Source organism: Limnohabitans planktonicus II-D5 (assembly GCF_001270065.2).
Taxonomy (GTDB): Bacteria; Pseudomonadota; Gammaproteobacteria; order Burkholderiales; family Burkholderiaceae_C; genus Limnohabitans_A; species Limnohabitans_A planktonicus.
On record NZ_LFYT02000134.1, the window covers coordinates 1 to 655 of the forward strand.

The 655-nt window shown below is 63.2% G+C and carries 1 protein-coding gene; it reads right to left on the bottom strand.

Annotated features, from left to right (window positions below):
- Window positions 1–655: Ig-like domain-containing protein (locus H663_RS41950; RefSeq protein ID WP_240620615.1), on the bottom strand; the 655-nt coding region annotated here is incomplete at both ends.

A 655-nucleotide genomic window follows, 5' to 3' on the forward strand; every position in this document is an offset into this window, starting at 1 on the left:
CTCTGTGATGTCCGCGTTGCTGAAGTCTTTGACTTTTTCGCTGAAGGTGATGGTCACCGTGGCACTCTCGCCTGCTTTGAGCGCGTTGTCGCTCAGGGCGATGCTGGCTGTCGGCGCTTTGAGGTCAATGGCGTAGTTGGCGCTGCTGGTGCTGGCGCCTTGGTTGCCCGCCACGTCGGTGTAGCTGTTGGCCACGCTCATGACGTTGCTGGCGTCTGCCGTGCCCGCTGTGGGCGTGAAGCTGCCCACCCAGGTCTTGCCGCCGTCGGTGGTGGCCAGGGTGCTCAGGGTGCCGTTTTCTACAGCCACGTCGGTGTTGCCAAAGCCGGTGACTTTTTCACTGAAGACGATGGTCACTTGTGCGCTCTCGCCTGCCGTCAAGGCGTTGTCGCTCAGGGTGATGCTGGCGGTGGGGCCTTGGGTGTCTACGGCGTAGTTGCCGCTGGCTGCAGCCGATCCGGTGTTGCCGGCCAGGTCGCTGTAAGCGCCGGGGTTGACGCTGATGCTGTTGGCGGCTACTTCCACATTGGCGTTGGGCGTAAACGTCGCGGTCCAGGTGGTGCCGCCATCGGTGCTGGCCAGGGTGCTGAGCGTGCCGTTGGGCGCTGTCACGTCGGCGTTGCTGAAGTCTTTGACGGCTTCGCTGAAGGTGATG